The following is a 25,029-nucleotide window of genomic DNA, read 5'->3' as shown; positions in this document are numbered from 1 at the left end:
CACCGCCGAACAACTCTTCAAGCTCTGGCTCTTGGGCAACTCAGCCCAGGGGCCAGAGCTTTTTTGCGTTGATGTAAGGTCAGGAAGCATCGTAGGTACGTTTCCCCAGGAGGCCCCCGGGTGGAGGTCCAGGAGACCCGTGTCCAGACGGACCGGGTCCTCACCATCCCGAACATCCTCAGCATGGCACGGCTCGTTGGCGTGCCCCTTTTCCTGTGGTTGATCCTCAGGCCGGAGTTCGGAGGCCCCAAGAGCGACGGGTGGGCGCTGCTCGTACTCGCGCTCAGCGGCGTCAGCGACTACCTGGACGGCAAGCTGGCCCGACGGTGGAACCAGATCAGCAGCCTGGGCCGGCTTCTCGACCCCGCGGCCGACCGCCTCTACGTCCTTTCCACGCTCGTCGGACTCACCTGGCGTGAGATTCTGCCGGTCTGGCTGACCGCGGCCCTCTTGGCGCGGGAATTGATGCTGCTGGTGGCCGTGGCCGTTCTCCGCCGTCACGGCTACCCCCCGCCCCAGGTGAACTTCCTGGGGAAGGCCGCGACCTTCAACCTGATGTACGCCTTCCCGTTGCTTCTGCTCAGCGACTCAAGCGGATGGATCTCGTCACTCGCTGCCATTTTCGGATGGGCGTTCGCCGGATGGGGTACAACCCTCTATTGGTGGGCAGGAGTTCTCTACGTGGTGCAGGTCCGCCGACTGGTCCGGGCGGACGCCATGGCCGACTGAGCTCGCCCCATTCCGGCAGCCGCAGTTGCTCCGATGGCCCGCTTCGTAAAAGTGCGGGACAATCAGGACGGGTGAAGTCGGCTAGATCGTCGTCTCTTGGAGGAGGACGCTTCCGACATGAAGGCCGTCGTGATGGCCGGAGGCGAAGGCACACGCCTTCGTCCAATGACCTCGAGCATGCCCAAGCCGCTCCTGCCGGTGGCCAACCGGCCGATCATGGAGCACGTTCTGCGGCTGCTCAAAAGGCATGGTCTGAATGAGACCGTCGTCACAGTCCAGTTCCTGGCCTCGTTGGTCAAGAACTACTTCGGTGACGGTGAAGAGCTCGGCATGGAGCTCACCTATGCCAATGAGGAGAAGCCACTCGGTACCGCCGGAAGCGTCAAGAACGCCGAGGAGGCGTTGAAGGACGATGCCTTCCTGGTCATCTCCGGCGACGCGCTGACCGACTTCGACCTCACCGACCTGATCCGGTTCCACAAGGAAAAGGGCGCGATGGTGACGGTGTGTCTCACGCGCGTCCCCAATCCGCTGGAATTCGGCATCACCATCGTCGACGAAGAGGGCAAGGTCGAGCGCTTCCTCGAGAAGCCGACCTGGGGCCAGGTCTTCTCCGACACGGTGAACACGGGCATTTACGTGATGGAACCGGAGGTCTTCGACTACGTCGAGGCCGACGTTCCCGTCGACTGGTCCGGCGACGTCTTTCCCCAGCTGATGAAGGAAGGCAAGCCGATCTACGGCTATGTGGCCGAGGGCTACTGGGAGGACGTCGGCACTCATGAAAGCTATGTGAAGGCCCAGGCGGACGTCCTGGAAGGCAAGGTCGACGTCGAGATCGACGGCTTCGAGATCTCCCCGGGGGTCTGGGTCGCCGAGGGCGCCGAGGTCCATCCGGACGCGGAATTGCGGGGTCCCCTCTACATCGGCGACTACGCCAAGGTGGAGGCCGGCGCCGAAATCCGCGAGCACACGGTGGTCGGCTCGAACGTCGTCGTGAAGAGCGGTGCCTTCCTGCACAAGGCCGTCGTGCACGACAACGTGTACATCGGGCAGCACAGCAACCTGCGTGGCTGTGTCGTCGGCAAGAACACCGACATCATGCGCGCGGCGCGGATCGAGGACGGCGCGGTCATCGGCGACGAGTGCCTGATCGGTGAGGAATCGATCGTCCAGGGCAATGTGCGGGTCTACCCGTTCAAGACCATCGAGGCGGGCGCCTTCGTCAACACATCGGTGATCTGGGAGTCCAGGGGCCAGGCGCACCTCTTCGGCGCCCGCGGAGTCTCCGGCATCCTGAACGTGGAGATCACTCCTGAGCTCGCCGTACGACTCGCCGGGGCCTACGCGACGACGCTGAAGAAGGGCTCGACGGTCACCACGGCCCGTGACCACTCCCGTGGTGCGCGGGCGCTCAAGCGGGCGGTCATCTCGGCGCTTCAGGCCAGCGCCATCGACGTACGGGACTTGGAGAACGTCCCGCTGCCCGTCGCCCGGCAGCAGACCGCGCGGGGCAGCGCCGGCGGCATCATGATCCGGACCACGCCCGGAGTGCCGGACTCGGTCGACATCATGTTCTTCGACGGGCAGGGCGCCGACCTGTCGCAGGGCAGCCAGCGCAAGCTGGACCGTGTCTTCGCACGCCAGGAGTACCGGCGTGCGTTCCCGGGCGAGATCGGCGATCTGTACTTCCCGTCCAGCGTCTTCGACTCCTACACCGGTTCGCTGCTGCGCAACGTCGACACGACCGGGATCGGCGAATCGGGCCTCAAGGTCGTCGTGGACGCCTCGAACGGCAGCGCCGGCCTCGTTCTGCCCAGCCTGCTGGGCAAGCTCGGCGTCGACTCGCTGACCATCAACCCCGGTCTCGACGAGTCCCGGCCGACGGAGACCGAGGAGATGCGCCGGTCGGGGCTGGTGCGCCTCGGCGAGATCGTCGCGTCCTCGGGCGCCGCGTTCGGTGTGCGCTTCGACCCGGTCGGTGAGCGGCTCTCGCTCGTCGACGAGAAGGGCCGCATCATCGAGGACGACCGGGCGCTGCTGGTGATGCTCGACCTGGTCGCCGCCGAGCGCCGCAGCGGCCGGGTCGCGCTTCCGGTGACCACCACCCGCATCGCCGAGCAGGTGGCCGCGTACCACGGCACGCAGGTCGAGTGGACGACCACCTCTCCCGACGACCTCACGCGGGTCGGCGGCGAGGAGGGGACGATCTTCGGTGGTGACGGCAAGGGCGGGTTCATCGTCCCCGAGTTCAGCAGTGTCTACGACGGCACGGCGGCGTTCGTTCGGCTGATCGGGCTGGTGGCCCGGACCCAGCTCACCCTCAGCCAGATCGACGCCCGGATCCCGCGGGCTCACGTCCTCAAGCGGGACCTGGCCACGCCGTGGGCCGTCAAGGGCCTGGTGATGCGCAGGGTCGTCGAGGCGGCCGGAGAGCGTTTCGTCGACACGACGGACGGTGTGCGGGTCGTGGAGACCGACGGACGGTGGGTGATGGTCCTGCCCGACCCGGCCGAGGCGGTCACCCACCTGTGGGCCGAGGGCCCCGACGACGCCTCCGCGCAGGCACTGCTGGACGAGTGGTCGGCGGTCGTCGACAGCGCCGGACGGTAGGCCCGAGCCGGTTCGGACGGGTGAGTCCCGAGCGTCCGGATCGTGAGACCGGGCCGTAAAACGGGGAGCACGCGCGCGTGCCGGACAAGTGTCCCCACGGGGGCCTGTCCGGCACGCCGGTGGGGCCATTCGGAGGACTCGGCCACGACGTGCGACGATGTGCGGCATGCCGCAGCAACCCCCCATTCGGAGCATCCCCCCGCGGCCTTCCCGTCCGGACGCGTCCATGTCGTTGATCACCAACGTCATGGACCACAGCCTCGACGACGGCTATGCCGAGGCCGCCGCACGGAAGAAGGCCGCCGGTGAGGGCGGTCTGCCGAAGACCCTCCGGGCGAGACTGGGGCTGGCCGCCGGCCTGGTGCTGGCGGCGCTGGTGGTGACCGTGGGAGCGGCACAGGCTCGCGTGGCGGCCCCGGCGGTCGCCAAGGAGCGCCAGGAGCTGATCGACCGCATCGACCGCGAGACGGCGGCGGCCGACAAGCTCGAGGGCAATGTCGACAAACTCCGCGACGACGTGAGCGCGCGGCAGCGCCTGGCGCTCAGGCACAGCGGCGGAAACGCCCAGGCCGACCTGGTGGGGGTCCTGGCGGGGGCCACCGAAGTCCACGGCCCCGGTGTGAAGCTCGTCGTGAACGACGCCAAGGAGGCCGGCACGGGCGGGGGCGGCAACCCGCGCGAGACATCGGGCTTCTCCGACACGGGCCGGGTGCGCGACCGGGATATGCAGCGCGTCGTCAACGGGCTGTGGCAGTCGGGGGCCGAGGCGGTCTCCGTCAACGGGCAGCGGTTGACCGCCCTGTCCGCGATCAGGGCGGCGGGAGACGCCATACTGGTGGACAACAGGCCGCTGGTGCCGCCGTACACGGTGCTCGCGGTGGGGGACGGGCAACGGCTGAGCGCGCGGTTCCAGGACAGCTCCGACGGGCTGTATCTGCACGCCCTCCAGGACAACTACGGCATCCGGACGAGCATCTCCGTGGAGAGCGACCTCCGGCTGCCCGCCGCACCGAGTGTGATCGTACGTACAGCACAGCCGAGCAGTGAGAAGGGCACATCGTGATCGCCGTACTGGGCCTCATCGTGGGAGTGGTGGCCGGCCTCTTGGTCCGGCCCGAGGTTCCGGCGGTGGTCGAGCCTTATCTGCCGATCGCCGTCGTCGCGGCGTTGGACGCCGTCTTCGGCGGGCTGCGGGCCATGCTGGACGGCATCTTCGACGACAAGGTGTTCGTGGTGTCGTTCCTGTCGAACGTGGTCGTCGCCGCGCTGATCGTGTTCCTGGGCGACAAGTTGGGCGTGGGTGCTCAGCTGTCCACGGGTGTCGTCGTCGTCCTCGGCATCCGCATCTTCTCCAACGCCGCGGCGATCCGACGGCACGTGTTCCGGGCGTGAGACCGATGAATCACGAGGGCGAACAGCCGGAGAACAGGCTTCGCAGGGCTCAGGGCGAACAGCCGGAGAGCAGCCTGCGCGGGACTCAGGACGAAGAGCCGGAGAGCGGGCTTCGCAGGGAGCAGGACGAACTGCCGGAGAACAGGCTCCGCAAGGAGCTGCCGGCGGAGGTGCCCGCGCAGGGCCCCGGATTCGCCCAGAGCGTCGAAGACAAGTCCGCGCCCGAGCTGACCGGTCGCCAGCGGCTGGCCGAGGGCCTGTGGCCGCCGCGCTTCACCCGGGCCCAACTCGTCGTCGCGCTGCTGCTGTTCGGCCTGGGTTTCGGCCTCGCGGTCCAGGTCGCCTCCAACAGCGACAGCGACAGCGCGCTGCGCGGCGCCCGGCAGGAGGATCTTGTGCGCATCCTCGATGAACTGGACGACCGTACCCAGCGTCTTGAGGACGAGAAGCAGGGTCTCGACAAGCAGCGCCAGGAGCTGGAGAACAGCTCGAACCAGGCCGAGGAGGCCCGCAAGCAGACGGCCGAGAAGGAGAAACAACTCGGCATTCTGGCGGGCACGGTGGCCGCACAGGGGCCCGGCATCACGATGACGATCGAGGACACGAAGGGAGCGGTCCAGGCGGACATGCTGCTTGACGCGATACAGGAGCTGCGCGCGGCCGGGGCGGAGGCGGTCCAGGTCAACGGTGTCCGGGTGGTCGCGAGCACCTATCTGACGGACTCGGGCAAGAGCGTGGACGTCGACGGGAACAAGATCAACGCCCCCTATCGTTTCAAGGTCATCGGCAAGCCGCAGGACCTCGAGCCGGCGCTCAACATCCCGGGGGGCGTGGTGCAGACCCTCGAGAAGGAGCAGGCCACCGTGACGGTCGAGCGATCGGACAAGATCGTCGTGGATGCCTTGCGAGCGGCGAAGCAGCCTGACTACGCTCGGTCGTCCTCCCAGTGAACCGGGGGTGCATGGCGGCCGTCCGGCAGGGGCATGAGGTTGCGGGGGGTCGGCGCACCGATTGGGTGGTGCGTGGTGGAAACTGTCAGGTGGATACGGACGTTGTGAGGATGTCCGGGTCGACCGGTGTATGCAGTCAGGGTTCGTCCTGCCCCACGGGCGGGTCTGTTTCGGTCAAGGGGAATCGCCCGTGAAGTTGTTTGCGAAGTTGTTCGGCAAGAGCGCGCGAGAGGGCAGCGGCAACGCGACCGCTCGCCATCGCGCACAGCCCGACGCGGAGGGCCAGCGTCCGCTGTTCCGCGACCAGGTCCCGGGGCCGGGTGGTGACATTTCCGGCGCACCGGGCGCGCCGTCGGTTGACCCTGCCCAGGCCGGCGGCATAGGTTTCGGCCAACCGTCAACCTCAGGTGCGGGTGGAGGGTTTGCCGCCGGCCCGTACGCGTCCCCAGCCCCGACGGGGCAGCCGCGGCAGGAGGATCCGTCCATGTCGGCCCTGGTCTGTACGAGGTGCGGTCACCGTAACGCGGAGAACAGCCGGTTCTGCTCCAACTGTGGTGCGCCGCTGCGGCCTGGCGCGGTGCCGGAGCGCGCGTCGGAGACGACCTCCACGATCTCCATCTCCGGTCTGGAGGCCTACGACGCCGAGGCCACCGGTCAGACCCCGATGCTGTCGCCGGAGGCGCAGGCGGCCGTCGACGCGTTGCCGCTCGGCTCCGCGCTGCTGGTGGTGCGCCGTGGGCCGAACTCCGGCAGCCGCTTCCTTCTGGACGGCGAGCTGACCACGGCCGGGCGTCATCCGCAGAGCGACATCTTCCTGGACGACGTGACGGTCTCCCGCCGCCATGTGGAGTTCCGCCGCAGCCCGGACGGCTCGTTCACGGTGGCCGACGTCGGCAGCCTGAACGGCACGTACGTCAACCGGGAGCGGATCGACCAGGTCGCGCTGTCCAACGGCGACGAGGTGCAGATCGGCAAGTACAGGCTGGTCTTCTACTCGAGCCGACAGGGCTACTGACCCTCCCCGGACCCTGTCCGGGGAGATCCCAGGGAAGGTCCATGCTTCAATCACCGAGCGGTGGTGCCGGGCACGGCACCACCGCCGCGGACAGTGGGCTGATGAGCATCGGCAGCGTGCTGAACGTGCTGCGCGAGGAGTTCCCCGAGGTCACCATCTCCAAGATCCGTTTCCTGGAGTCGGAGGGCCTCGTCGAGCCGCGGCGTACCCCCTCGGGGTACCGCAAGTTCAGCAAGGACGATGTCGAGCGCCTCGCCCGTGTCCTGAGGATGCAGCGGGACCACTATCTGCCGTTGAAGGTGATCCGCGAGTACCTGGACGGGGTGGAGCGCGGTGAGGCCGTCCAGCCGCCGGTGCTCGGCCGGCAGCGTGACGGCGAGGTCGTGCCGGCACCCGCCGACGCGTCCACGGCGTCCCGGATCGGCAGGGCGGAGCTCATCGCGGCCGCGGAGATCGATGACGAGGTCCTCCAGGAATGGGAGTCGTACGGGCTCGTCACTCCGCTGGAGGACGGCGCCTACGACGCCGAGACGGTGACCGTGGCCTCGCTGGTCCGCGAGCTGGGACGTTTCGGGATCGAACCCCGTCACCTGCGGGTGATGAAAGCGGCCGCGGACCGCGAGGCCGGGCTCGTCGACCAGGTGGTGGCCCCGCTCCGGCGCCACCGCAATCCGCAGACCAGGACCCATGCCGAGGCCCGTACGAAGGAGCTGGCGGCGCTCACCGTGCGGCTGCACGCGGCGCTGGTGCAGACCGCGCTCGGTGTGCGGCTGCCCTGAGCGGGCACCGGCCACGGCGGCCGGATCGTCCTCCCGTTTCCGGCCCGACTACCCAAACGTCCCGGGCACGGCCTAGGGTTGCTGTGTGAACGAGCTCGATGTCGTAGGTGTCCGGGTCGAAATGCCCTCCAACCAGCCGATCGTGCTCCTGCGTGAAGTGGGGGGCGACCGCTACCTCCCCATCTGGATCGGGCCGGGGGAGGCTACGGCCATCGCCTTCGCCCAGCAGGGCATGGCCCCCGCGCGACCGCTGACCCATGACCTGTTCAAGGACGTGCTGGAGGCCGTCGGCCAGGAGCTCACGGAAGTACGCATCACGGACCTGCGTGAGGGCGTCTTCTACGCGGAGCTGGTCTTCGCGAGCGGGGTCGAGGTCAGTGCTCGTCCATCCGATGCCATAGCGCTGGCGCTGCGCACCGGCACGCCGATCTATGGAAGCGACACGGTGCTCGACGATGCGGGCATCGCGATCCCGGACGAGCAGGAGGACGAAGTGGAGAAGTTCCGCGAGTTCCTCGACCAGATCTCGCCGGAGGACTTCGGCAGCAGCAACCAGTGATGTGCGGGTGTGGGCGACGCCCGCAAGCAGTGGTCGTGGGGCTTCGGCACCGGTAAGCAGCGAAACGCCGACATATGCCACCGGCCACCGGGGTTCCCTGCGGCCCCCCGCGAGGGCATTCCGCTAGCCTTTCCCCGAGACGGGGCACGGGAAACCACTCTTAGGGTGATTATCACTCGGCGTGCCGAGTGTGGCGATCGTTGACGCACCCCCGGTGACTGCCTACCGTCGAGGAGGCAGGTCGAGGACGGAGGTCGGCGTGAGAAGCAGCGGCGACGGTACGGCTGGGGGTGCCCCCGGACGCGAGGTCGGGGGGAGCGGTCCGTACCCTTCCCCGGGCTTTCGGCTCCGTTCAAGCGTGGGCTACCCCCATCACGTCAGCGCGGCCGATCACGCTACGCAGCGACCGACGGTCGTGCCCAGCAGCAAGGGGGCGGCGTCCATGGCGTCCGATCAGATCGGCTACCGCGGTCCGACGGCCTGCGCGGCCGCCGGCATCACCTACCGGCAACTGGACTACTGGGCGCGCACAGGCCTGGTGGAGCCCAGTGTGCGACCCGCCTACGGGTCCGGCACGCAGCGGCTGTACAGCTTCCGTGACGTGGTCGTCCTGAAGATCGTCAAGCGGTTCCTCGACACCGGTGTGTCGCTGCAGAACATCCGTACGGCCGTGCAGCATCTGCGTGAGCAGGGCTTTCGCGACCTGGAGCGCATGACGCTGATGAGCGACGGCGCCACGGTCTACGAGTGCACCTCGCCCGACGAGGTCCATGCCCTGCTGCAGGGCGGCCAGGGCATCTTCGGCATCGCCGTCGGCGTGGTGTGGCGCGACGTGGAGAGCGCGCTGGAGCAGCTGCACGGTGAGCGCGTGGACACCGGGGAGACCCTGGTCGGCCACAACCCCGGCGACGAGCTCGCGAGGCGGCGCAACCGGGCGGTCTGACCCGCCCGCGGGGCCCCGGCGCGACGGTGGCCCGAAGGTGTCCGTGACCCCGGAACGGCCCCCGTTCCGGGGCATTGTCAGTGGCGTGGTGCAGCATCGGAGATGTGAGAACCGCGCCCACGATCCTGCATCTCGACATGGATGCCTTCTTCGCCCAGGCGGAGCAGGCGTCCAAGCCGAGCCTGCGCGGGAAGGCCGTCGTCGTGGGCGGGCTCGGACCGCGTGGGGTGGTCGCCACCGCGTCCTACGAGGCGCGGGTCTTCGGCGTCCACTCGGCGATGCCGATGGCCCAGGCGCGGCGGCTGGCACCGAACGCCGCGTACCTCGTGCCGCGCTTCGGCTTTTACCGGTCCATCAGCGAGCAGGTGATGGAGCTGCTGCGGGCGCTGTCGCCGCTGGTGGAGCCGCTCAGCCTGGACGAGGCGTTCGTGGACCTGGAGGCCGGGGGAGCGGCCTGGGACGCCGACTCCGCCCGGCTGGTGGGCACCACGCTGCGCGCCGACATCCGGGCCGTCACCGGCCTGACGGGATCCGTCGGCCTGGCGGCCTCCAAGATGCTCGCCAAGATCGCCTCCGAGCAGGCCAAGCCCGACGGGCTGGTCCTCATCGAGCCGGGCACCGAGCGGGCCCTGCTGGGCCCCATGTCGGTGCGGACGCTGCCGGGCGTGGGCCCGGCGACGGGAGACCATCTGCGGCGGGCCGGGATCCACACGGTGGACGAACTGGCCGAGGCGGGGGAGGACGAGCTCGTGCGGCTGATGGGCAAGGCGCACGGGCACGCGCTGTACGCCATGGCGCTGGCGCACGACGAGCGGCCCGTGGTCGCCGAGCGCGAGGCCAAGTCGGTGTCGGTCGAGGACACCTACGACGTGGACATCCACGACCGGCTGCGGGTGGGCCTGGAGGTGCAGCGGCTCGCCGACCGGTGCGTGCAGCGGCTGCGCGGCGCCGGGCTGTCGGGGCGGACCATCGTGCTGAAGGTGCGGCGCTACGACTTCTCCACGCTGACCCGCTCCGAGACGCTGCGCGGGCCCACCGACGACCCGGCCGTGGTACGGGAGGCGGCGGCCAGGCTGCTGGACTCGGTGGACACCACCGGCGGGGTGCGGCTGCTCGGTGTGGGCGTGTCCGGGCTCGCCGACTACACCCAGGAGGACCTGTTCGCGCAGGCGGCAGGCGCGCAGGCCGAGCACCCTGCGGAGGAACCCGCGCACGAGCCGGCCCCGCAGCAGCCGGCACCCGCCGAGCGGCACTGGCCGGCTGGCCACGACATACGGCACGCCGAGCACGGGCACGGCTGGGTGCAGGGCAGCGGCCTGGGCCGGGTCACCGTCCGCTTCGAGACGCCCGACTCCGCGCCGGGCCGGGTACGGACGTTCCGCGTCGACGACCCGGACCTGGAGCCGGCGGATCCACTCCCGCTGGTGCGCCGAAGACCCGGGGAGAGCGGCAGCACCCCATCACCGGCGGCAGCACCGGCATCGGCGGCACCATCAGTACCAAGTGGGCCGACAGCTCCGCGAGCACCGAAGGGACCGGAGAGTCCGAAGGCACCCACAGCGCGCGCTCGGTGACCGGGGGCGCCAGATCCGCGTAGGGCCCGGCCGGGGCGGGACCCGGATCCCGCCAGGGCCGCGTCCGGTCAGGAGTGAGGTCCGGTGGTGCGCCGGCTCCGTTCGGGGACCAGGTCCGATCCGGAGCCGGGATGGCGGTCAGGAGCCATGTCCGCGACCAGCGGCGAGACATCGCCCGCCGCCGGGGACGAGGCGAGGTGCGCCGTCCCGGCTACGGTCCGGCCTCAGTTCTCCTCCGAGCCGGAGCCCGCGAGCTTGCCGAAGTCGTGGTCCGGGAGGGCGGGGGGAGGGGCCACGTCGAGGCCGTAGTGGTGGTAGAGCTGCAGTTCCTGCTCCGGGGAGAGGTGGCGGCCGACGCCGAAGTCGGGGGCCTCCTTGATGAGAGCCCGCTCGAAGGGGATGTGCAGTTCGCCGTCGACCAGTTCGCTGGGCTCGAGCGGCACGAAGGCGTCCCGGGAGAACAGGCCGGTGCGTATGGCCGCCCACTCCGGCACACCGGTCGCGTCGTCGAGGTAGACCTCGTCCACAGTGCCGATCTTGTTGCCGTTCCGGTCGAACGCCTTGCGGCCGATCAGGTTGCGCGGATCGATCTCGGTCTGCACGTTCCCTCCACGTGGTCGCACCTCATCCGTAAGCACTACGAAAGAGCACAATCGTGACGGCGGCCACTCGAGCCCGCCTCCGGAGGCCGCTGGTAGGCTGGCAAGCGGCTGCTGACCCCGTGCGGGAGAGTCCTCCGGAGCATCGGAGGCGCCGAAGGAGCAAATCCTCCCCGGAATCTCTCAGGCCCCTGTACCGCACGGACGAGGTCACTCTGGAAAGCAGAGCGGGTGTCGACGGCTTCCGCTCTCACCGACGGTGAAAACCGGACGCCTTCGTGCGGTCCGGTGAAACTCTCAGGTTGAGATGACAGAGGGGGAGGCCGTCGGGGCACCCGAGCCGTGGTGTCCCTCGAAGGTCGCGTCAGACCAGGAGGCCTCCGCAATGACCGCCCAGCGCATCCCGCTCTCCGAGCTCGAAGAGGGCATCCCCTTCGAGCAGCGCCACATCGGTCCCGACCAGGAGGCGCGGGCCAAGATGCTCGCGCAGGTCGGTTACGGCTCGCTCGACGAGCTCACCGCCGCCGCGGTGCCGGATGTGATCAAGAACGCCGACAAGCTCGATCTGCCGGGCGCCCGCACCGAGGCCGAGGTGCTGGCCGAGCTGCGCTCCCTCGCCGACCGCAACCAGGTCCTCGGTTCGATGATCGGGCTCGGGTACTACGGCACGTTCACCCCGCCCGTCGTCCTGCGCAACGTCATGGAGAACCCGGCCTGGTACACGGCCTACACGCCCTACCAGCCGGAGATCTCGCAGGGCCGCCTCGAGGCGCTGCTGAACTTCCAGACCATGGTCGCCGACCTCACCGGCCTGCCGACCTCCGGCGCCTCCCTCCTGGACGAGGGCACCGCCGCCGCCGAGGCGATGGCGCTGTCCCGGCGCATGGGCAAGAACAAGAAGGGTCTCTTCCTGGTCGACGCGGACGCGCTGCCGCAGACCATCGCCGTCATCGAGACCCGCGCCGAGCCGACCGGCGTCGAGGTCGTCGTCGCCGACCTGAGCGCGGGCATCCCGGCCGAGATCGCCGAGCGCGAGATCAACGGCGTGCTCCTGCAGTACCCGGGCGCCTCCGGTGTCGTACGCGACCTCAAGCCGGTGATCGACCAGGCGCACGAGCTGGGCGCGCTGGTCACCGTCGCCGCCGACCTGCTCGCGCTCACCCTGCTGAAGTCCCCCGGCGAGCTGGGTGCGGACATCGCCGTCGGCACCACCCAGCGCTTCGGCGTGCCGATGGGCTTCGGCGGCCCGCACGCCGGCTACATGGCGGTGCAGGAGAAGTTCGCCCGCAGCCTGCCCGGCCGGCTGGTCGGCGTCTCCGTCGACGCGGACGGCAACAAGGCCTACCGCCTCGCCCTGCAGACCCGTGAGCAGCACATCCGTCGAGAGAAGGCCACCAGCAACATCTGCACCGCCCAGGTGCTGCTCGCCGTCATGGCCGGCATGTACGCCGTCTACCACGGCCCCGAGGGACTGAAGGCCGTCGCGCAGCGCACCCACCGCTACGCCACGATCCTCGCGGAAGGACTGAAGGCGGCCGGTGCCGAGGTCGTCCACGGCGCCTACTTCGACACGCTCACCGTCAAGGCCGAGGGCCGGGCCGCCGAGGTCGTCGCCGCCGCGCGCGCCGCCGGCGTCAACCTGTACCTCGTCGACGCCGACCACGTCTCGATCGCCTGCGACGAGACCACCACGCGGGTCCAGCTGCGCGCCGTGTGGTCCGCCTTCGGTGTCGAGGCCGACATCGAGGCGCTGGACTCGGCCGCCGGAGACGCTCTTCCCGAGGCCCTGCTGCGTACGGACGCCTACCTCACGCACCCCGTCTTCCACCAGCACCGCTCCGAGACCGCGATGCTGCGCTACCTGCGCAGGCTCGCCGACCGGGACTACGCGCTCGACCGCGGCATGATCCCGCTGGGCTCCTGCACCATGAAGCTCAACGCGACGACCGAGATGGAGCCGGTCACCTGGCCCGAGTTCGGGCAGCTGCACCCCTTCGCGCCCGCCGAGCAGGCGCAGGGCTACCTGACCCTCATCCGCGAGCTGGAGGACCGGCTCGCCGAGGTCACCGGCTACGACAAGGTCTCCCTGCAGCCGAACGCCGGTTCGCAGGGCGAGCTCGCCGGTCTGCTCGCCGTGCGCGGCTACCACCGCGCCAACGGCGACGACCAGCGCACCGTCTGCCTCATCCCGTCCTCCGCGCACGGCACCAACGCCGCCAGCGCCGTGATGGCCGGCATGAAGGTCGTCGTCGTCAAGACCGCCGAGGACGGCGAGGTCGACGTCGCGGACCTGCGGGCGAAGATCGAGCAGCACCGCGACCAGCTGGCCGTGCTGATGATCACCTACCCGTCCACGCACGGCGTGTTCGAGGAGCACGTCGCCGACATCTGCGCGCAGGTCCACGACGCCGGCGGCCAGGTCTACGTCGACGGCGCCAACCTCAACGCCCTGGTCGGCCTCGCCAAGCCGGGCCACTTCGGCGGCGACGTCTCCCACCTGAACCTGCACAAGACGTTCTGCATCCCGCACGGCGGCGGCGGCCCCGGCGTCGGCCCGGTCGCCGTACGCTCCCACCTGGCGCCGTACCTGCCCAACCACCCGCTGCAGCCGGAGGCCGGCCCGAAGACCGGCGTCGGCCCGATCTCGGCCGCGCCGTGGGGCTCGGCGGGCATCCTGCCGATCTCCTGGGCGTACGTCCGGCTGATGGGCGGCGAGGGCCTCAAGCGCGCCACGCAGGTCGCCGTCCTCAGCGCCAACTACGTCGCCAAGCGCCTCGAGCCGCACTACCCGGTGCTCTACACCGGCCCCGGCGGGCTGGTCGCGCACGAGTGCATCGTCGATCTGCGGCCGCTGACCAAGGCGACGGGTGTGACCGTGGACGACGTGGCCAAGCGCCTGATCGACTACGGCTTCCACGCGCCGACGATGTCGTTCCCGGTGGCCGGCACGCTGATGATCGAGCCGACCGAGTCGGAGGACCTGGCCGAGCTGGACCGCTTCTGCGACGCGATGATCGCGATCCGTGCCGAGATCGAGAAGGTCGGGTCGGGCGAGTGGCCCGCGGAGGACAACCCGCTGCGGGGCGCTCCGCACACCGCCGCCGCGCTCGGCGGGGAGTGGAAGCACGCGTACGGCCGTGAGGAGGCGGTCTTCCCGGCCGGTGTCTCGGTCGCGGACAAGTACTGGCCGCCGGTGCGCCGGATCGACCAGGCCTTCGGCGACCGCAACCTGGTCTGCTCCTGCCCGCCGCTGGACGCGTACGAGGACTGAGCGGCGTAGAGTCCGCCCAGCCGCCGCCTGGAGAGCCACCAGGAGAAGCGACCAAGGGGGCCCTGCCCGGCCGGAAAGGCCGGGCAGGGCCCCCTTTGGCGCTGGGGGGGGGCTCAGGCCCTGGAAGGCCTTTCAGGCCGGGTAGGCGTGGGTCTGTGCCGCCTTGACGGTCGCCCAGACCACCGCGCCCGGATGCAGGTCGAGCTCCGCCGCCGCGACCGTGGTCAGGTCGGCGGCGAGAGGCAGCTCGCCGGTGAGGTCCGCGCGGATCTGGTCGCCGTGCGTCTCCAGGCCCGCCACCTCGCAGCGCCACAGGTTGCGCGCGCTGGAGCCGGAGGGGCGGTCCCGGTAGAGGGTGACCGCGCTCGGCGGAAACGCCACGAAGGCCGGTCCGGACAGGTGCTCGGTGGTGGCGAGGACGGGGCCGACGTCCAGCCGTACGGTGTGCCCCTCGGCCTGCCCGCGATACAGGTTCAGGCCGACCAGCTGCGCGATGTAGTCCGTGCGCGGACGACGGGCTATGTCCGACGGGGCGCCCTCCTGCACCACGCGCCCGTGCTCGACGACGACCAGCCGATCGGCCAGCACCATCGCGTCCAGCGGGTCGTGCGTGACCAGGACGGCGACGGCCTCGAACTCGGCCAGGTGCCGGCGGAGCTGGGCGCGGACCTCCAGGCGCGTACGGGCGTCCAGCGCGGCGAGCGGTTCGTCCAGGAGCAGCAGCCGGGGGCAGGTGGCCAGGGCGCGGGCGAGGGCCACCCGCTGGGCCTGCCCGCCGGAGAGCCGGCGAGGCTTGGCGCCGGCGTGGTCGGCCAGACCCATGCGCGCCAGCCACTCGGTGGCCTGCGCGCGGGCCTCGGCCTTGCTCGAGCCCTGGCACTGCGGGCCGAAGGCCACGTTGTCCAGGGCGGAGAGGTGGGGGAAGAGCAGGTAGTCCTGGAAGACGACCCCGACCGGGCGCCTCTCCGGCGGCGTGCGGTCCAGTGCGGCGCCGTCCAGGCGCAGATGGCCGTCGGTGAGGGGGACCAGGCCGGCCAGTGCTCGCAGGGCCGTGGTCTTGCCGGCGCCGTTGGGGCCGAGCAGCGCGACGACGTCGCCGGGGGCGGCGGTGAGGGCCACGTCGAGCCGGAAGGCGCCGCGGTCGACGACGAGCCGGGCGTCCAGCCCCGCACCGGGGACGTCCTCGGCGCTGACGCCGCTTAGGGTCTCGTCGATATCGGTCATGGGGCGATCGTCCAGGATGAGCGAGGGTTCCTGCAGGGGAGCTGCGGCGGCTTCGTGAGGACTGCCGTCATCGGGAGTCGCGATCGGTGATCGGGGCCGTCGTCGGGAGCCGCGATCGAGGCCGTCGGCGGAGCAGTCGTCCGGATCCGTCATGAGGCCGCCGTCATCCAACGGTCCCGCAGACCCGCCAGCACCGCGATCGACACGGCGAGCAGCACCAGGCTCAGGGAGATCGCGGCGGCCGGGTCGTTCTGCAGGGCCAGGTAGACCGCGAGCGGCATGGTCTGCGTACGGCCCGGGAAGTTGCCGGCGAAGGTGATCGTCGCGCCGAACTCGCCGAGCGCCCGCGCCCAGGCCAGCACGGCGCCCGCCGCGATGCCGGGCGCGATGAGCGGCAGGGTGACCCGGCGGAAGGCGGTGAACCGGGACGCGCCCAGGGTGGTGGCCGCCTCCTCGTAGCGCGGGTCGGCGGCGCGCAGCGTGCCCTCGACGCTGATGACGAGGAAGGGCATGGCCACGAACGCCTCCGCGACCACCACCCCGGCCGTGGTGAACGGCAGCGTGATCCCGAACCAGGAGTCCAGCCACTGCCCCACGACACCGTTGCGCCCCAGCGCCAGCAGCAGCGCCACACCGCCCACCACCGGCGGCAGGACCAGTGGCAGGGTCACCAGGGCCCGGACGAAGCCGCGTCCGGGGAATTCGGTCCGGGCCAGCAGCCAGGCCAGCGGGACGCCGAGCACCAGGCTCACGGCGGTGGCGGCGGTGGCGGTGATCAGGGACAGCTGGAGCGCCTGCCACACCTCCGGGCTGGTCAGCTGGCCCGGCAGGCTGCGCCAGGGGGCGCGGATCAGCAGGGCGAGCAGCGGCAGCAGCAGGAACGCCAGGGCGACCAGCGCGGGCACCAGCAGGGGCAGCGGGGCGCCCCGGGGGACACGCCGGCGCGGCGACCCGCTCTCCAGGGTCACCGCGCCGGACTTGTCGGTCGTGGTCACGGCTTGAGGAACCCGGCCTGAGTCAGGACCTTCTGGCCCTCGGCGGACCGCACCAGCTCGATGAACGCCTTGGCCGCCGCGGTGTTGGGCGCGTTCTTGAGCAGGGCGATCGGGTAGTCGTTGACGGCCTTGGCCGCCTCCGGGAACTCCACGCCCTCCACCTTGCCGGCCGCCGCCTTCACGTCGGTCTTGTAGACCACCGCGGCGTCGGCCTCCTTGAGCACCACCTTGTTCAGGGCGGACTTGACGTCCTGCTCGTAGGAGACGGGGGTGAGCTCGAGTCCGGCGGCGGTGAGTGCCTTCTGCGCGGCGGCGCCGCACGGCACCGTCTTGTCGCACAGGACGACCTTCAGGCCGGACTTGGTGAGGTCCTTAAGGGAGGAGATCTTGCCGGGGTTGCCCGGCAGGGTGGCGATCTCCAGCTGGTTGCGGACGAAGGTGGCCGGGGCGCCCGCGGCGTCCTTCTCGTCGGTCACGATCTTCATGGTCTTGGGGCTGGCGGCGGCGAACACGTCGGCGGGAGCGCCGCCGGTGATGCTCGCGGCGAGGGTGTCACTGCCGCCGAAGCTGAAGGTGACCTTGGTGCCCGGGTGCTGCCGCTCGAAGTCCTTGCCCAGCGTCGTGAAGCTCTCCTTCAGGGAGGCGGCGGCGAAGACGGTCACCGTGCCGGACAGCTTCTGCGAGGAGGACGTCCCGGATCCGGACCCGGAGGACGAGCCGTCGGAGGAGGACGAGGAGGAGCAGGCGCTGAGGGCCAGCAGAGCTGCGGCTCCCGCACCGGCCGCCTGCAGCGTCCGGGTCCGGCGCACGGAACGGGTCATCACGGATCTACTCCTCTTGTAGTGCACGGAAGATGTCGCGCCCTGCATGGCCGAAGTGGGGCCGTGCCGCGATCATACTGCCGCAACTGCGAGGGATAAGCCTCCTGTCACATCGCATGAGCTGGCCATCTGGTGCCTCAGGTTCGCATGTGCGTTTGTACGGGGGAGATCCGGCCGTCGGTGCCAGGCCCAGCCACCCCCCACCCGGCCGGGTCGGTTACGCCTTGTCGATATGTACGTTCGTCGACTTCACGCGGGCGGTGGCCTCCATGCCGACCTCCAGGCCCAGTTCCTCGACGGCCTCCCGGGTGAGCAGCGAGACCAGGCGGTGCGGTCCCGCCTGGATCTCCACCTGCGCTGCCACGTCGCCGAGCTTGATGGCGGTCACGATGCCGGGGAAGGCGTTGCGGGCCGAGGTGTAGGAGACCTCCTCGTCGCCGCCGTCGGCCCTGGCCAGCTCGACCGAGAAGGCGGCGAGGTCCCGGCCGTCGATGAGCCGCCGTCCGCTCTCGTCGCGATGGGTGGCCACCCGGCCCGCGTCCGCCCAGCGGCGCGCGGTGTCCGGACTGACGCCGAGCAGACGCGCCGCCTGGCCGATCGTGTAGGACTGCATGCCGGTCACGATAGGACCACCTGGAGGGGACCGCGGACCTGGGTCGTCCGTCGGCCTGCCCGGGTGGCTCAGCCGGTGTGGACGCGGGGCCGCTTGGCCCGGTCCGGCTCCGCCTCGCGCAGCACCTCACGGGTGACCGGTGCGACCTCGCCCTGACCGAAGAGGAAGAAGCGCAGGAAGTTGCGGAACGGGTTGCCCTCGGTCCACTCGAAGTAGATGTGCGGGGTGCAGCCGGTCATCTCGCGGACGTTCAGGAGGAGTGCGGCAAGGGCGTTGGGGATGGAGGAGGACTCCAGGGTCAGGACGCGGTAGCGGTCGTGCAGGACCTCGCCGTGCACCGTCAGACCGGCCTCGAACTCGGAGGGGTCGGTGACCGTCACCTCGACGAAGACGAAGTCCTCCGTCTCCGGAATGTCGTTGTCGGCGCGGATCTGCACGATCTTGTCGCGGTACTCGGCCTTGTCCCGGCGGCCGGGCTTGTTGGCGATGAACCGGATCTTGCGGCTGGCGATGTCCCTGATGAACCGCTCCGCCATCGGATCCATCGTCACGCTGGTCACGCGCAGCTCGAATGCGCGGGCCAGCCGGGACAACAGCGAGACCAGGATGATGCCGACGATGAAGCAGGCACCGATCTTCACACCGTCCGGGCGCTCGATGACGTTGACGACGGTGGTGTAGAGGAACACCGTCGAGATCACCGCGAACGCGATGGTCCAGTTGCGCTGGCCGGCCCGGTGGGCGGCGATGGTCACCGCGATCGCGGCGGAGCTGATCAGCACGAGCACACCGGTGGCGTACGCGCCGCCCTGCTTGTCGACGTTGGCGTCGAAGATCCAGGTGACCAGGAAGCCGACCAGGGTGAAGACGATGACCATCGGCCGTACCGCCCGGGCCCAGTGCGGGGCCATTCCGTAGCGGGGCAGGTAGCGCGGCATCAGGTTGAGCAGCCCGGCCATCGCGGAGGCGCCCGCGAACCACAGGATCGCGATGGTCGAGATGTCGTACACCGTGCCGAAGCCGTTGCCGAGGTAGTGATGGGCCAGGTAGGCAAGCGCACGCCCGTTGGCCTTGCCGCCGGGCTGGAACTCCGGCGCCGGGATCAGCAGGGTGGTGATGAAGCTGGTGGCGATCAGGAAGCCGCTCATGATCAGCGCCGCGGTGGTGAGCAGCTTCTTGGTGTCCCGGATCCGGCCGGTCGGGCGTTCCTCCGTGTCCTGTGGGTCGCCCTTCACGTGCGGCATGACGGCGACGCCCGTCTCGAAGCCGGACAGACCGAGCGCGAGCTTGGGGAAGACCAGCAGGGCCACGCCGACCATGGCGAAGACGCTGCTGTGCTGGGCGGTCAGGGCGCTGGACCAGTCGGTCACCACGTGCGTGGCGGTGACGACGTGCCACAGGCCGACGATCACCACCACGACGTTCAGCGCGAGGTAGACGCCGACCAGCGCCACCGCGACCCCGATCGCCTCCAGGAACCCCTTGAGGAACACCGCGCCCAGCAGTGCCACCAGGCAGAGCGTGATCAGCATCTGGTGACTGTGCAGGGCACTGGTCAGGTGCGGGTTCTCCACCAGGTGGGTGGAGGCGTCGGCCGCCGACAGGGTGATGGTGATCAGGAAGTCGGTGGCGGCGAAGCCGAGCAGGGTCAGCACGAACAACTTGCCCTGCCAGAACGACAGCAGCCGCTCCAGCATCGCGATCGAGCCCTGACCGTGAGGGCTCTCCTCGGCGACCCTGCGGTACACCGGGAGGGCGCCCACGAGGGTGACCAGGACCAGCACCAGCGTGGCGACCGGCGACAGCAGGCCGGCGGCGAGGGCCGCGATGCCCGGCTGGTAGCCGAGCGTCGAGAAGTAGTCGACACCGGTCAGGCACATCACGCGCCACCACCGCTGTCCCTTGTGCGGGGGCTGCGGTGCGGCGTGCGGTGCCTGCTGCACGCCCTTGCCCATGTCGGACAGGCCCTCCAGCATCCAGGCACGCAGACGACTGGGAGGGTGTTCGGTGGTGGCCATCGGCCCTGCTCCTGGTGTGCTGCTCAGCGTGAGGAATCGGCCGTCACGCGGACGGAGCACCAGCGTATGCAGAGCGTGACGCACGGGCCCACGCGTAGCGGGTCGTGCGGGCGTCAATCTTCCGTTAATAACGGCCGCGTCAGGGCCGATGCCGTGTCAGGGGCAAGTGATCCGTACGGGTTCGTCCGGATTGGGCCGTCCGGGGCGGCCATGGCCCTCAGACCCCGGTGCGACGCCCCGGGGCCCGGCTGCGGACACACAGCGTCATGGCCGAAGTCCGGAGATCCGGAACACGGTCAGGGCCGTCTCGCGGTCCACCCGCTCCGCGAGATGGCGCAGAGCGCTTGCCCCGCACCGCAGACAGCCGCTCGCCGCCGAGGTCCGGGCATCCTCCTCGAAGCGGTACCACAGGCCCGGGTTGTCCACGAGGACCCGGGAGTCGACCTCGAGGCGGGCGCCGAAGGCGTCCCGCAGGACCAGTCGCTGGGAGACGCCGTCCGTGACGCTCACCGAGACCAGCAGGTCGGTGCGGACCCGGCGGCGGCGCAGCAGCGAACGCGTGACGAGCCAGCCCTCGCCGGCGCACACCCGGGTCGGGCAGAGCACCAGGAAGAGCAGTGCCGCGAGCGCGCACCAGACGGCGCCGCGCCCCCAGGTCAGGTTGCCCGTGCCCCAGTCGATGAGCAGCAGCAGACCGCACAGTGCCACCGCGGAGCAGATCGAGGTGTGCAGGTCCCGCGCCCAGTGACGGTCGTACGCCACCCGTCCGGGGCGGTGCGCGGGTGCGCCGACACCGGGGCGTACGTCGTTGCTGTGCTGCCTCATGACATCGACGTTAGAACCCCTCCGAGCAGGAGCAACTCCCGTTGACACGCTTCTGACGCGACACCGTCGGTTCTTGACGCCCTGGCAGCGGAACGGGCGGACCGACTTCCCCGTGGGCTTACAGTGCGCTTCCGTAAACATTCGCCAACATGAACGAAAGTTTCGCTGCGCCGAGAGGGGCTCACGCCGATGCGGACGTACGACAACCCGGTGCTCCCGGGCTTCCATCCCGACCCCGGTGTGTGCCGGGTGGGTGAGGACCACTACCTGGTGTGCTCCAGTTTCGAGTACTTCCCCGGCGTCCCGCTGTTCCACAGCCGCGACCTGGTCCACTGGCGCCTGCTCGGGAACGTTCTCGACCGCCCCGGGCAGTTGCGGCTGCCGGACGACGTGCCCGCGTCCGCGGGCATCTACGCCCCGACGATCCGCCACCACGAAGGCCGCTTCCACGTGATCACCACCAGCGTCGGGGGCGGCGGGAACTTCCTGGTCACCGCCGAGCGCCCCGAGGGCCCGTGGTCGGACCCGGTCTGGATCGACCTGCCCGGCATCGACCCCGACCTCTCCTGGGACGACGACGGAAACTGCTGGTGCGCCGTGGCGGGAGTGGGGCTGGCCCGGATCGATCCGGAGACCGGCGAGGTCCTGGAGGGACCGCTGAAGGTGTGGTCGGGGACGGGGATGCAGCATCCCGAGGCGCCGCATCTGTACCGCATCGGGGACTGGTGGTACCTGATGCTTGCCGAGGGCGGCACGGCGCACGGCCACAGCGTCTCGATCGCCCGCGCCCGCTCCCCGCGCGGCCCCTACGAACCGGCGCCGCGCAACCCCATCCTCTCCCACCGCAGCACCGACCTTCCGATCCAGTGCACCGGCCACGCGGACCTGGTCCAGGCCGCGGACGGCACCTGGTGGACGGTGCTCCTCGCCACCCGGCCCCGGGGTTACTTCCCGGAGTTCCACGTGCTCGGCCGGGAGACGTTCCTGGCTCCGGTGCGTTGGGTGGACGGCTGGCCGAGGGTCGGCCCGGTGCGCGAGAGCCACCCCGCTCCGGCGGCCTGGCACCCGTTCGCGCCGGAGCCCGACCGGGACGACTTCGACGCGCCGGCCTTGGCGCCGCACTGGATCTCCCCGCGCAGCAGGCCGGAGGGCTCCTGGTCGCTGAGTCGGCGCCCGGGCCGGCTGACGCTGACCGCGACCGGCGACAGCCTCGACCGCCCCGGCCACACCTTCGTCGGGCGCAGGCAGCAGCACCCCGAGTGCCGGGCGGCGGCCCGTCTGGACGCAGGCTCGGGCCGGGCCGGCCTGTCCGTCCGCATGGACGAGGCCCACCACTACGACCTGGAGATCGGCGAGGGAGTGGCGAGCGTGGTCGCCCGGATCGGGCCGGTGCGACAGCGGATCGCCGAACACCCGGTGCCGCCGGGCCCCCTCACCCTCCGCGTCGAGATCCGCACGTCCGACGTGCCTCCGCCCACGGTCACGGTCGCGGGCGGACAGGCGTCCGGCCTCCGGGCGGGCGGCCCCGACGCGATCGCCTTCTCGGTCGAGACGCGTGAGCGCACCGTGGAACTGGCCGAACTGGACGGACGCTATCTGTCCACTCAGGTCGCCACCGGATTCACCGGGCGGGTGATCGGCATGTACGTCACCGAGGGCAGCGCGGACTTCGACTGGTTCGACTACAGCCCACGGCCCGCCTGAGGCTGCGCGGTGGTCTCAACCACCCTGCGGCCGGGGCGAATCGACCGCGAAACCACAAGTGCCGAGGGGTTGCCGAGCGCGGGCGCCTGTCTCTAGGGTGCACCGCAGCTTTCTGGATATTGACCGAAAGTTTCGAAGACGAGGAGTCGCTGCATGCCCAGGACCACCGTCCGACTCAGCTTCGCCGGAGTGCTCGCCGCCGCCCTCGTGGCCGCGGGCGTGGCCACCGGTCCCGCGGCCCAGGCCCACGAACGGACGCCAAGCCTCGCCGACCTGGCCCACCGGCACGGCCGCTACTTCGGCAGCGCCACCGACAACCCCGAACTGACCGACGGCGCCTACACGAAGATCCTCGGCAGCGAGTTCGACATGATCACGCCAGGCAACGGCATGAAGTGGTACGCCACCGAACCGCAGCAGGGCGTCTTCGACTGGTCCAAAGGCGACGAGATCGTGAAGCTCGCCCGGGCCAACCACCAGCGGGTGCGCGCCCACACTCTGGTCTGGCACAGCCAGCTGCCCGACTGGCTCACCTCGCGCGACTGGACCCCGGACGAGCTGCGCGCCGTACTGAAGAAGCACATCACCGCCGAGGTGCGCCACTACCGGGGCAAGGTCTACTCCTGGGACGTGGTCAACGAGGCCTTCAACGAGGACGGCACCTACCGGGACACGATCTGGTACAAGACCCTGGGCCCCGGCTACATCGCCGACGCGCTGCGCTGGGCCCACGAGGCCGACCCGCACGCCAAGCTGTACCTCAACGACTACAACATCGAGGCCGTCGGTCCGAAGAGCGACGCCTACTACGACCTCGTCAAGCAGCTGAAGGCCCAGGGCGTTCCGCTGGACGGGGTCGGTTTCCAGACGCACCTCGCCCTCCAGTACGGCTATCCGACCACGATCGAGGACAACCTGCGCCGCTTCTCCCGCCTCGGCCTCGACACCGCGCTCACCGAGGTCGACGTCCGGATGCAGCTGCCGGCCACCGACGCCAAGCTGGCCGAGCAGGCCACCTGGTACGGCGACCTGACCCGGGCGTGCCTGGCCGTGCGGCGGTGCGTCGGCATCACGGTGTGGGACTACACCGACAAGTACTCGTGGATCCCGGGTGTCTTCGCCGGGGAGGGCGCCGCGCTGCCGTGGGACGAGCAGCTGCGCCCCAAGCCGGCCTACCAGGCGCTGCGCGACGCGCTCGCCGGGTGACGGGGTGACTGGGAGACCCGGAGACCGAGAGATCCGACGACGGGCCGACGGTACGGCGACCGGGCGATGCGCCGGCCGCGGGTCGCCTGCCGGCCACGGAGGGTAGTAGCCACCGGGCATACGTCGGGGCCGGTCCGCGACTGGTGCGCGGGCCGGCCCCTCGTGATTCACGGTCGGTCGGCCCTGGTCCGTCCGGCGGACCGGGCGGGTCCGGGCCCTGGTCCGCCCGTGGCGCTCAGGCGGCGGTCATCACCCGGTCGGCGCCGAGCGGACGGTGCGGGGCGATGATCTGGCCGTCCGGCAGGAGCTCACCGGTGTCCTCGAAGAGCAGAACGCCGTTGCACAGCAGGCTCCACCCCTGCTCCGGGTGGTGCGCCACGAGACGGGCGGATTCCCGGTCGGCGGAGTCGGCTGACGGACACGGTGGCTGGTGCTGGCACATGGGTGGGATCTTTCGCTTCGTCGTCTGGTCCGGAATGGTCGTCGAGTGCGTCTCGCGGCTGGTGGCACTCTCCATGGCCGCCCCCCGTTGGATGAGTCGGACTGAAACCAGTGTTGCCCCACGAGCGTCTTTCCGCAGGCATTTCGCGGCACCGCTTCTCACAGGTTGGAGACGCCTCACCCGCCTGAGCGGTTCATCCCGAGCGCACGGCCTCTTCGGATGGTTCGGCATGGCCGGATGGGGCTAGTCCGGACGGGCCATCGGACCGGGAACGGCGACGTACCCCGCTTCCGGGAGACCCGGCGGCGGGGTACGAGGCAGATGAGAGGTGGTGCGCCGCGCTCGGGGCGCGGGACGTCAGGCGGGCGAGCCCATGAGCCGTATCGGAGTCACCCGATGGGTGAGGACCGGCAGCAGTTCGGCGACCCGGTGCGGCACGTGGGCCGGTATCCCGGGCGGGGCCGGTGCCAGCGGTACGAGCAGGTCGGCGGGCGCCGGGTGGCCGGTGGCGCCGTCGTCGGAGAGGTCGCCGTGAAGCCACAGGGTGAGCATGTACAGGCTGGGCATCGACAGCAGACGTGGCTGGTACGGCTGGCCGAGGGCCTCCGCCTGGCGCAGCGCGCGTTCGGTGGAGGTGACGTAGGGGCCCTCGAAGAAGTGTGAGAAGGCCCAGCCGTCGGGGGTCAGCATGGTCTCGGCGGCGGCCACCGCGTGGTCGCCGACGCGGATCAGGAAGCGCCACCCGGCCAGCCGGGTG

At 70.4% G+C, this 25,029-nt stretch carries 22 protein-coding genes and 1 riboswitch; of the genes, 13 read left to right on the top strand and 9 right to left on the bottom strand.

Translation table 11 applies throughout. The annotated features are described in order from the left end of the window. Nucleotides 1-120: 120 nt before the first annotated feature. From clsA to BZY54_RS27620, 10 genes are all read left to right on the top strand, one after another. Entirely contained in the window at nucleotides 121-729 is a 609-nt protein-coding gene (clsA, locus tag BZY54_RS27665) for a cardiolipin synthase ClsA (RefSeq protein ID WP_086728053.1), read from the top strand. Between the two features lie 117 nt (nucleotides 730-846). After that, nucleotides 847-3,342: a mannose-1-phosphate guanyltransferase gene (locus tag BZY54_RS27660; RefSeq protein ID WP_086728052.1), complete on the top strand. Its 2,496-nt coding sequence runs from the start codon at nucleotides 847-849 to the stop codon at nucleotides 3,340-3,342. Nucleotides 3,343-3,499: 157 nt separating this feature from the next. Next, nucleotides 3,500-4,405 carry a DUF881 domain-containing protein gene (locus BZY54_RS27655; RefSeq protein ID WP_086728051.1) on the top strand — a complete coding sequence of 302 codons (906 nt, stop codon included), beginning with the start codon at nucleotides 3,500-3,502 and terminating at the stop codon, nucleotides 4,403-4,405. Continuing rightward, on the top strand, nucleotides 4,402-4,734 hold the full coding sequence (locus tag BZY54_RS27650; protein WP_006134295.1) for a small basic family protein: 333 nt from the start codon (nucleotides 4,402-4,404) through the stop codon (nucleotides 4,732-4,734). Before BZY54_RS27655 ends, BZY54_RS27650 begins: the two co-directional genes overlap by 4 nt. Before the next feature lie 5 nt (nucleotides 4,735-4,739). Further along, nucleotides 4,740-5,684: a DUF881 domain-containing protein gene (locus BZY54_RS27645; RefSeq protein ID WP_425276322.1), complete on the top strand. Its 945-nt coding sequence runs from the start codon at nucleotides 4,740-4,742 to the stop codon at nucleotides 5,682-5,684. A 130-nt stretch (nucleotides 5,685-5,814) separates the two neighbouring features. Next, nucleotides 5,815-6,699 (top strand): FHA domain-containing protein, encoded by an 885-nt coding sequence (locus BZY54_RS27640; protein WP_167414074.1) that lies wholly within the window; start codon nucleotides 5,815-5,817, stop codon nucleotides 6,697-6,699. A gap of 41 nt (nucleotides 6,700-6,740) precedes the next feature. Then, nucleotides 6,741-7,478, top strand: a complete 738-nt coding sequence (gene ftsR / locus BZY54_RS27635; protein ID WP_086728049.1) for a transcriptional regulator FtsR — start codon at nucleotides 6,741-6,743, stop codon at nucleotides 7,476-7,478. An 85-nt stretch (nucleotides 7,479-7,563) separates the two neighbouring features. Then, complete coding sequence (locus BZY54_RS27630; protein ID WP_030833746.1) at nucleotides 7,564-8,037, top strand: bifunctional nuclease family protein; 474 nt, start codon at nucleotides 7,564-7,566, stop codon at nucleotides 8,035-8,037. Between the two features lie 259 nt (nucleotides 8,038-8,296). After that, nucleotides 8,297-8,980 (top strand): MerR family transcriptional regulator, encoded by a 684-nt coding sequence (locus BZY54_RS27625; RefSeq protein WP_086728048.1) that lies wholly within the window; start codon nucleotides 8,297-8,299, stop codon nucleotides 8,978-8,980. Between the two features lie 104 nt (nucleotides 8,981-9,084). Then, nucleotides 9,085-10,554, top strand: coding sequence for a DNA polymerase IV (locus BZY54_RS27620; protein WP_086728047.1), 1,470 nt, complete (start codon nucleotides 9,085-9,087; stop codon nucleotides 10,552-10,554). 224 nt (nucleotides 10,555-10,778) lie between these two features. On the opposite strand, the gene BZY54_RS27615 is transcribed toward BZY54_RS27620, so the two are convergent. Beyond that, nucleotides 10,779-11,156, bottom strand: coding sequence for a PRC-barrel domain-containing protein (locus tag BZY54_RS27615; protein WP_208640784.1), 378 nt, complete (start codon nucleotides 11,154-11,156; stop codon nucleotides 10,779-10,781). Nucleotides 11,157-11,268: 112 nt separating this feature from the next. Then, nucleotides 11,269-11,362: riboswitch (glycine riboswitch) on the top strand. Between the two features lie 176 nt (nucleotides 11,363-11,538). Here BZY54_RS27615 and gcvP point away from each other — a divergent pair. Next, entirely contained in the window at nucleotides 11,539-14,424 is a 2,886-nt protein-coding gene (gcvP, locus tag BZY54_RS27610; protein ID WP_086728045.1) for an aminomethyl-transferring glycine dehydrogenase, read from the top strand. 132 nt (nucleotides 14,425-14,556) lie between these two features. On the opposite strand, the gene BZY54_RS27605 is transcribed toward gcvP, so the two are convergent. From BZY54_RS27605 to BZY54_RS27580, 6 genes are all read right to left on the bottom strand, one after another. After that, nucleotides 14,557-15,648 (bottom strand): ABC transporter ATP-binding protein, encoded by a 1,092-nt coding sequence (locus BZY54_RS27605; protein ID WP_086728044.1) that lies wholly within the window; start codon nucleotides 15,646-15,648, stop codon nucleotides 14,557-14,559. Nucleotides 15,649-15,797: 149 nt separating this feature from the next. Continuing rightward, nucleotides 15,798-16,643 (bottom strand): molybdate ABC transporter permease subunit, encoded by an 846-nt coding sequence (gene modB, locus BZY54_RS27600; protein WP_086728043.1) that lies wholly within the window; start codon nucleotides 16,641-16,643, stop codon nucleotides 15,798-15,800. Then, nucleotides 16,640-17,464 (bottom strand): molybdate ABC transporter substrate-binding protein, encoded by an 825-nt coding sequence (gene modA, locus BZY54_RS27595; RefSeq protein WP_086728042.1) that lies wholly within the window; start codon nucleotides 17,462-17,464, stop codon nucleotides 16,640-16,642. The genes modB and modA overlap by 4 nt, the downstream gene beginning before the upstream one ends. Before the next feature lie 217 nt (nucleotides 17,465-17,681). Further along, entirely contained in the window at nucleotides 17,682-18,077 is a 396-nt protein-coding gene (locus tag BZY54_RS27590) for a TOBE domain-containing protein (RefSeq protein ID WP_086728054.1), read from the bottom strand. 68 nt (nucleotides 18,078-18,145) lie between these two features. Further along, entirely contained in the window at nucleotides 18,146-20,095 is a 1,950-nt protein-coding gene (locus BZY54_RS27585; RefSeq protein WP_086728041.1) for an APC family permease, read from the bottom strand. A gap of 264 nt (nucleotides 20,096-20,359) precedes the next feature. Further along, the gene (locus tag BZY54_RS27580) at nucleotides 20,360-20,920 is read right to left on the bottom strand and encodes a hypothetical protein (RefSeq protein WP_086728040.1); all 561 of its coding nucleotides are present in this window, start codon (nucleotides 20,918-20,920) and stop codon (nucleotides 20,360-20,362) included. A 189-nt stretch (nucleotides 20,921-21,109) separates the two neighbouring features. Between BZY54_RS27580 and BZY54_RS27575 the strand changes: the two genes are divergently transcribed. Next, the gene (locus BZY54_RS27575) at nucleotides 21,110-22,624 is read left to right on the top strand and encodes a glycoside hydrolase family 43 protein (protein ID WP_086728039.1); all 1,515 of its coding nucleotides are present in this window, start codon (nucleotides 21,110-21,112) and stop codon (nucleotides 22,622-22,624) included. 153 nt (nucleotides 22,625-22,777) lie between these two features. Then, the gene (locus BZY54_RS27570; RefSeq protein WP_086728038.1) at nucleotides 22,778-23,830 is read left to right on the top strand and encodes an endo-1,4-beta-xylanase; all 1,053 of its coding nucleotides are present in this window, start codon (nucleotides 22,778-22,780) and stop codon (nucleotides 23,828-23,830) included. 235 nt (nucleotides 23,831-24,065) lie between these two features. On the opposite strand, the gene BZY54_RS27565 is transcribed toward BZY54_RS27570, so the two are convergent. Both BZY54_RS27565 and BZY54_RS27560 read right to left on the bottom strand, forming a co-directional pair. Beyond that, nucleotides 24,066-24,272, bottom strand: coding sequence for a DUF5999 family protein (locus BZY54_RS27565; protein WP_030177618.1), 207 nt, complete (start codon nucleotides 24,270-24,272; stop codon nucleotides 24,066-24,068). A gap of 357 nt (nucleotides 24,273-24,629) precedes the next feature. Further along, nucleotides 24,630-25,029 (bottom strand): hypothetical protein (locus BZY54_RS27560; RefSeq protein WP_086728037.1); only part of this gene is annotated, 400 nt, incomplete at its 5' end.

The sequence above is a fragment of the Streptomyces carpinensis genome, from assembly GCF_002154505.1.
In the GTDB taxonomy this organism is placed as follows: domain Bacteria; phylum Actinomycetota; class Actinomycetes; order Streptomycetales; family Streptomycetaceae; genus Streptomyces; species Streptomyces carpinensis.
This window is presented reverse-complemented; position numbering and strand designations above follow the sequence as displayed.